Annotated in this window: 7 protein-coding genes; all 7 read left to right on the forward strand. The window is 73.2% G+C overall.

From position 1 onward, the window contains the following. Positions 1-915 (forward strand): ATP-binding protein (locus NCC78_RS24930; protein WP_443677208.1); only part of this gene is annotated, 915 nt, incomplete at its 5' end. Then, positions 912-1,646: an SRPBCC family protein gene (locus NCC78_RS24935; protein WP_250797424.1), complete on the forward strand. Its 735-nt coding sequence runs from the start codon at positions 912-914 to the stop codon at positions 1,644-1,646. The genes NCC78_RS24930 and NCC78_RS24935, both read left to right, overlap by 4 nt. Continuing rightward, complete coding sequence (locus NCC78_RS24940) at positions 1,639-2,043, forward strand: cupin domain-containing protein (RefSeq protein WP_250797425.1); 405 nt, start codon at positions 1,639-1,641, stop codon at positions 2,041-2,043. Before NCC78_RS24935 ends, NCC78_RS24940 begins: the two co-directional genes overlap by 8 nt. A 115-nt stretch (positions 2,044-2,158) precedes the next feature. Next, complete coding sequence (locus NCC78_RS24945; RefSeq protein WP_250797426.1) at positions 2,159-3,433, forward strand: beta-ketoacyl-[acyl-carrier-protein] synthase family protein; 1,275 nt, start codon at positions 2,159-2,161, stop codon at positions 3,431-3,433. A gap of 37 nt (positions 3,434-3,470) precedes the next feature. Further along, complete coding sequence (locus tag NCC78_RS24950; protein WP_250797427.1) at positions 3,471-4,718, forward strand: beta-ketoacyl synthase N-terminal-like domain-containing protein; 1,248 nt, start codon at positions 3,471-3,473, stop codon at positions 4,716-4,718. After that, complete coding sequence (locus tag NCC78_RS24955) at positions 4,715-5,038, forward strand: antibiotic biosynthesis monooxygenase family protein (protein ID WP_250797428.1); 324 nt, start codon at positions 4,715-4,717, stop codon at positions 5,036-5,038. Before NCC78_RS24950 ends, NCC78_RS24955 begins: the two co-directional genes overlap by 4 nt. Before the next feature lie 216 nt (positions 5,039-5,254). Continuing rightward, positions 5,255-6,838 (forward strand): glycoside hydrolase domain-containing protein, encoded by a 1,584-nt coding sequence (locus NCC78_RS24960; protein WP_250797429.1) that lies wholly within the window; start codon positions 5,255-5,257, stop codon positions 6,836-6,838. Positions 6,839-7,151: the final 313 nt, after the last annotated feature.

Below are 7,151 nucleotides of genomic sequence, written 5' to 3' on the forward strand. Positions count from 1 at the left end.
GTGAAGGCGGCGGCCGGGGGCGGGGGCCGGGGGATGACCGTGGTCCGGACCGCGGCCGAGCTGCCCCGGGCGTACGCGCGCACCCGCGCCGCCGCGCAGGCCGCCTTCGGCGACGACCGGGTGTACGTCGAGCGGTACCTCACCGGCGCCCGGCACGTCGAGGTGCAGCTGCTCTGCGACGGCCACGGCAACGGGGTGCACCTGGGTACCCGGGACTGCTCGGTGCAGCGCCGGCACCAGAAGCTGGTCGAGGAGGCGCCCGCGCCGGCGCTGTCGGCCGGCACCCTGGAGGCCGTCGCGGAGTGCGCCCTGCGCGGGGCGTTGGCCGTCGGCTTCACCGGCGCCGGCACGGTGGAGTTCCTCGTCGACCCGGACGAACGGTTCCACTTTCTGGAGATCAACTGCCGGATCCAGGTGGAGCACCCGGTCACCGAGATGATCACCGGGATCGACCTGGTGCACGAGCAGCTGCACATCGCCGCCGGCGTGCCGCTGCGCTGGCGGCAGGAGGACATCCGGCCGAACGGCGTGGCGATCGAGTGCCGGGTCAACGTGGAGGACCCGGATCGGGGCTTCGCGCCGACCCCTGGCCGGCTCGACCGCTTCACCCCGCCCGGCGGCCCGTTCACCCGGGTCGACACCCACGGGCACGCCGGCTACCTGTTCGGCCCGCACTACGACTCGCTGCTGGCCAAGGTGGCCGTCTGGGCGCCGGACCGGGAGCTGGCGCTGAACCGGCTGGAGCGCGCCCTCGACGAGTTCGACATCGCCGGGCCCGGGGTCCGCACCACCATTCCGTTCGTCCGTCGGGTGCTCGACGACGCCGGGTTCCGCAAGGGCCGCTACTCCACGGGCCTGGTCGACCAGCTGCTCGCCGACCCGTCCGACGCACACCACCACAGGAGGATCCGATGACCGTCACCCATGGCCGTCCGCTGACCGCCGAGATCACCGACATCCTGGTGGCCAACTGCGGGCTGGACGCCGACGCCGCCGCCCGGGCGCCGGCGGCGTCGCTGGAGGAGCTCGGCATGGACTCGCTGGCCCTGCTCGAACTTTCCGCCGTGGTCGCCGACCGGTGGCAGGTGCAGATGCCCGAGCAGGCCGGGCAGCTGAGCATCCCGGCCGTGGCCGAACTCGTCGCCCGCCGCGCCGACCCGCCCGGGCACACCGAGAACAGCGTCGTCATCGCCGCGCCGCTGCCGCTGGTCTGGGACGTCACCAACGACGTGGCCCGCTGGACCGAGCTGTTCACCGAGTACGCCCGGGTGGAGATCCTGCACCGCGACGGCGACACCGTGCGGTTCCGGCTGACCATGCACCCCGACGAGAACGGCGTCGCGTGGAGCTGGGTCAGCGAACGCACCGCCGCCCGGGCCAGCCGGCAGGTCCACGCGCAGCGGGTGGAGACCGGTCCGTTCGAGTACATGCGCATCCACTGGCGCTACGACCCCGAGCCCGACGGCACCCGGATGACCTGGGTCCAGGACTTCGCGATGAAGCCGACCGCGCCGGTGGACAACGCCGGCATGACCGAGCGGATCAACACCAACAGCGCGGTGCAGCTCGCCGTCATCAAGGAGCGGATCGAGCGGCTGGCCCGGGAGCGGTCCGCCGACGGGTGGACGGGAGCCGACGGTGAGTGAGCAGACCCTGCGGCCGGTCGCCGCGGCCGAGGTGCCCCCGGACCGGCGCCGCGGCGGTGAGCTGCGGGTGCTGCTCGGCCCGAAGACCGTCGGCAGCACCTCCGGCTTCATGGGCGTGGCGGCGCTGCGCCCGGGGGAGCGCATCGCCGAGCACTACCACCCCTACAGCGAGGAGTTCCTCTACGTGGCCAGCGGCGCGATCACCGTCGACCTCGACGACGTTCCCGTGCCGCTGGCGACCGGCGAGGCGCTCTTCGTCCCGGTCAACGTCCGGCACCGGCTGCGCAACACCGGCGACGTCCCGGCCGAGGTGGTCTTCCACCTCGGGCCGCTGGCGCCCCGGCCCGAACTCGGCCACGTCGACACCGAGCTGGTCGAGCAGCGGGGCGGATCGTGAGCGCGAGGAGTGAGCCGGGTTTGCGAGCCCCGCAGTCGCGAACTGAGGTGGCTTCCGTGAGCGCGAGGAGTGAGCCAAGGTTGCGAGCCCCGCAGTCGCGAACCGAGGTGGCGTCATGACCGGGCGCCGCACGGTGGTGACCGGCGTCGGGGTGGTCGCCCCCGGCGGCGCGAGCAGGGACCGGTTCTGGAAGGCGATCACCGAGGGACGGACCGCGACCCGGCGGATCAGCTTCTTCGACCCGTCGGCGTTCCGGTCGCAGATCGCCGCCGAGTGCGACTTCGACCCGGTCGCCGCCGGGCTCACCGACGCCGAGCGTCGCCGTGCCGACCGGTACGTGCAGTTCGCGCTCGCCTGCGCCGCCGAGGCGGTCACCGACGCCGGCCTCGACCTCACCGACGCCGAGCGGGACCGGACCGGGGTGGTGCTCGGCACCGCCGTCGGCGGCACCATGGCCCTGGAACAGGAGTACGTCACGGTCAGCGACGGCGGCCGGCGCTGGCTGGTCGACGCCGCGCGCGGCGGTCCCTTCCCCTACCAGGCGCTGGTGCCCAGCAGCCTGGCCGCCGACGTGGCCTGCCGCCACGGCCTGCACGGCCCCGCCCAGGTCGTCTCCACCGGCTGCACCTCCGGCATCGACGCCATCGGCTACGCCCACCAGATGATCGCCGACGGGGAGGCCGACGTGGTGCTCGCCGGGGCCGCCGACTCGCCGATCTCGCCGGTCACCGTCGCCTCCTTCGACGCGATCAAGGCGACCAGCCCGGACAACGATGACCCGGCGCACGCCTCCCGCCCGTTCGACGCCGACCGGCGCGGCTTCGTCCTCGCCGAGGGGGCGGCGGTGCTGGTGCTGGAGGAGGCCGAGCACGCCCGGCGCCGCGGCGCGCACGTCTACTGCGAGGTCGCCGGCTACGCCAGCCGCAGCAACGGCTACCACATGACCGGGCTGCGGCCCGACGGAGTGGAGATGGGGCTGGCCATCTCCGCCGCGCTCAAGCAGGGGCGGATCGCCCCCGAGCAGGTCTCCTACATCAGCGCCCACGGCTCCGGCACCCGACAGAACGACCGCCACGAGACCGCCGCGTTCAAGCGGGCGCTCGGCGGAGCCGCGTACCGGGTGCCGATCAGCTCGATCAAGTCGATGGTCGGGCACTCGCTCGGCGCCATCGGCTCGATCGAGATGGCCGCCTGCGCGCTGGCCATCGAGTTCGGGGTGGTCCCCCCGACGGCGAACTGGGCCACCCGCGACCCCGAGTGCGACCTGGACTACGTGCCGAACGAGGCGCGCGAACTGCCCGTCGACGTGGCGCTCTCCGTCGGCAGCGGATTCGGCGGCTTCCAGTCGGCGATGGTCTTCCGCCGGCTGCCCGGAAGGGCGGCGGCATGAGACGCGGGACAGGCCGCGGCCACTGGACGGTGACCAGGTGACCGCCCGGGCGGTGGTGACCGGGATCGGCGTCGTCGCGCCCAGCGGGATCGGCGCGGACGCGCACTGGCGCACGGTGCTCGCCGGCACCCGCCGCACCGGCCCGATCACCCTCTTCGACCCCGCCGGCTACCCCACCCGCTACGGCGGGGAGGTGCCCGGCTTCGACGCCGCCGCGTACGCCGACAACCGGCGGCTGGTGCAGACCGACCGGTGGACGCACCTCGGGTTCGCCGCCACCTGGCTGGCGCTGGCCGACGCGGGGCTGCCCGAGCGGGCCCCCGACCCGTACGGCTACGCGGTGACCCTGGCCAGCTCGTCCGGCGGGAACCTGTTCGGGCAGCGGGAGCTGCAACGGCTCTGGGGCGGACCGTCGCGCACCGTCGGGGCGTACCAGTCGATCGCCTGGTTCTACGCGGCGAGCGTCGGCCAGCTCTCCATCCACCACCAGTTCAAGGGGCCGAGCGGGGTGCTGGTCGCGGAGACGGCCGGTGGGCTGGACAGCCTCGCGCACGCCGCCCGGGCGGTCCGGCGGGGCACCCCGGTGGTGATCGCCGGGGCCACCGAGTGCCCGCTGAGCCCGTACGCCCTGGCCTGCCAGCTCCGCTCCGGCCTGCTCAGCGACGTCGCGGACCCGCAGCTGGCCTACCGGCCGTTCGACGCCGCCGCCAGCGGCTACCTGCCCGCCGAGGGCGGCGCGGTCTTCGTGGTGGAGGAGCTGGGCCACGCGCTGTCGCGGGGCGCCCGGGTCTACGGCGAGGTGAGCGGCTGGGGCGCCACCCACGACGCCGTCCACACCGGAGGAGAGACCGCCGGCGATCCCGCCCAGTACGCCCGGGCGATGCGCCTCGCCCTGGACCGGGCCGGTGTCGGGCCGGAGGCCGTGGACGTGGTGCTGCCCGACGCCCTCGGCGTGTCCCGCTACGACCGCAGCGAGGCCGAGGCGCTGCGCGCCGTCTTCGCCGACCGACCGCCCCCGGTGACCACCCAGAAGCCCCTGACGGGTCGGGCGCACCAGGGCGGGGCGGCGCTGGACGTGGCCACCGCGCTGCTGGCCTTCCAGCACGACACGCTGCCCGCCTCCACCGGGCCGGACGAGGTGGCCGACGGCTGCGAGCTGGACTTCCTGCGGGAGCACCGACGGCCGCGGAGCCGACTGGCGCTGGTCTGCGCCCGCGGCTTCGACGGCTTCAACAGCGCGCTGGTCCTGCGGGGGGCCGCGCCGTCGAGGGGAGTGGCGTCATGACCGAGCAGCGGGCCCGGGTGGTCTTCCTGGTGCGGGTGCCGCACGAGCGCACGGAGGCGTTCCTGGCCGCGTACGAGGCGGTCCGGCACCTGGTCGCCGGCGGCGTGCCGGGGCACCTGGTCGACCAGGTCTGCCGCTCGTCGACCGACCCGGAGCAGTGGCTGATCACCAGCGAGTGGGCGAGGTTGGCCGACTTCGAGAGCTGGGAGCGCAGCCCGGAGCACCGGGAGCTGGTCCGGCCGATGCGGGAGTGCTTCACCGACGCCCGGTCGCTGCGCTTCCTCATCCACGCCCAGACGCCCACCCCGACCCTCGCCTGAACCCCCGCACCCGCCCGGGCTGCCCCGAACGAGGAGATCCGTCGGCGACGCCCCGGTCGCTCGGCGCTTCGTGTCAGCAGTCGGAACAACCCGTTCGGCTCTGGCGAAACAACCTCTGACCTGCTGCGCTGGGGGATGGGACCACTCGGTTGGTCACCCTCGACCGGAATCGAGACCGGCATGGACAGCATCTGTCTCCCGCGAACCAGGCGCCACATGATCGGCGCCCTCTGCGTCGGCGTCGTCACCCTGCTGGCGCTCACCGGCGCGGCGCCGGCCTCCGACGACACCATCACCACCACCGCCGCCCACAGCACCGCGGCCGCGGTGGCGGGCCCGTCGCCCGGCACCTTCACCGGGCTGGGCTTCGACGCCTGCACCGCCCCGTCGGGGGCAACCATGCAGGCGTGGCTCGCAGCGTCGCCCTACCGGGCGATCGGTATCTACTTCGGCGGTGTCAACCGCGGGTGCGCACAGCCCAACCTGACCGTCTCGTGGGTCGCCGCGCAGCAGGCCGCGGGCTGGCATCTCATGCCGATCTACGTCGGGCTGCAGGCACCGTGCACGACGTCCACCAAGCGCCATCTCATCGACCCGGCGATCGCGGCGGCGCAGGGCCGCGCGCAGGCGGAAGACGCGGTGGTGCAGGCGGCGGCGCTCGGCCTGGCGCCGGAGAGCGTACTCATCTTCGACATGGAGGCGTACCGGACCGACGACGTGGCCTGCCGCTCCGCGGTGCTCGCGTTCATGAGTGCCTGGACGGCACGGCTGCACGACCTCGGTTATCTCTCCGGCTTCTACAGCAGCATGGCCTCCGGCGTCGCCGACCAGGTCGCGGCCTACAACTCGCCCGGCTACGTCCGTCCCGACTACGTGGACTTCGCCCGCTGGGACGGGATCGCCACGGTGTCCGACCCGGCCATCCCCGGCTCGTACTGGTCTCCGCAGCGCCGGATGAAGCAGTACCTGGGCGACCACGACGAAACGTGGGGCGGGGTAACGATCAACATCGACAACGACTATCTGGACGTGGCTCCCCTTCCGGCGACTCTCTTCGGAGACTTCACCGGCAACGGCTGGTCCGACCTGCTGAGCCGCCAGCCTTCCACCGGAAACCTGTATCTCTACCCGGGGAACGGGACATCCCTCGGTAACCGCACGACCATCGGCACGGGGTGGAACGGCATGGATGTCATGATCCGGACGGACTTCACCCGCGACGGTCACGAGGACGTCATCGCCCGCGCCAAGGCGACCGGCGAGCTGTGGCTGTATCCACGCACCCCGGCGGGGTGGGGCAGCCGGATCCGCATCGGTGCCAGTTGGAACTCCATGCGCGAGCTCACCCCCGCCAAGGACTTCAACCGCGACGGCTACCCGGACCTGCTCGCCGTGCAGACCTCCACCGGATACCTGTACCTGTATCCGGGCCGGGGCACGTCGTTCGGTGCCCGGAAGGCGGTCGGAACCGGCTGGAACAGCATGGACGAACTCGCGGGCGTCGGCGACCTCAACCACGACGGCCATCAGGACCTCATCGCCCGGCAGAAGGCCACCGGCTACCTGTTCCTCTATCCGGGAGCCGCGGCCGGGTTCGGTTCCAAAGTGCAGCTCGGCACCGGATGGAACAGCATGCGTGACCTCGTCGGCGTCGGCGACGTCGACCGCGACGGCCACCCGGACCTGCTCGCCGTCGAGAAGTCCACGAGCTACCTGTACTTCTACCGCGGTCGGGGCACGAGCTTCGCCGCCAGAATCCGGATCGGTACGAGCTGGGGCGGTATGCAACCCCTGCTGTAGCGCGTTCGGGCACGGGGTCGTCGAGCGCCGGGGCTGGTGTCCGCCCCGGATGCCGGCCTGATGCGCTGAGCGGTGTCCGATACGGTTGTCCGAGGGGGCGGCACCGGGCCCGGACGCGGTGGCAGGCTGGGTGGATGAACGATCGGGACCTGCCCGCGTTGACCCGGGCCGAGCAGGAGCTCATCGAGCGCTACCTGCGCATCGTCGACCTGGTCGCCCGGCTCAACCCGGCCCGCGACAGTGGACACTTCGACCCGTTCGGCTGCGTGCTCGCCGCGCAGGCCCTGGCCGCCGAGGCGCGCGCCGTCGAGGC

Origin of the sequence: Micromonospora phytophila, from assembly GCF_023656545.1 — a bacterium.
GTDB classification, from domain to species: domain Bacteria; phylum Actinomycetota; class Actinomycetes; order Mycobacteriales; family Micromonosporaceae; genus Micromonospora; species Micromonospora phytophila.

Bases quoted from the DNA above. Each gene is read 5' to 3' on its own strand.
- NCC78_RS24935 (WP_250797424.1), top strand. From the start codon at position 912: ATGACCGTCACCCATGGCCGTCCGCTGACCGCCGAGATCACCGACATC.
- NCC78_RS24945 (WP_250797426.1), top strand. From the start codon at position 2,159: ATGACCGGGCGCCGCACGGTGGTGACCGGCGTCGGGGTGGTCGCCCCC.
- NCC78_RS24955 (WP_250797428.1), top strand. From the start codon at position 4,715: ATGACCGAGCAGCGGGCCCGGGTGGTCTTCCTGGTGCGGGTGCCGCAC.
- NCC78_RS24960 (WP_250797429.1), top strand. From the start codon at position 5,255: ATGATCGGCGCCCTCTGCGTCGGCGTCGTCACCCTGCTGGCGCTCACC.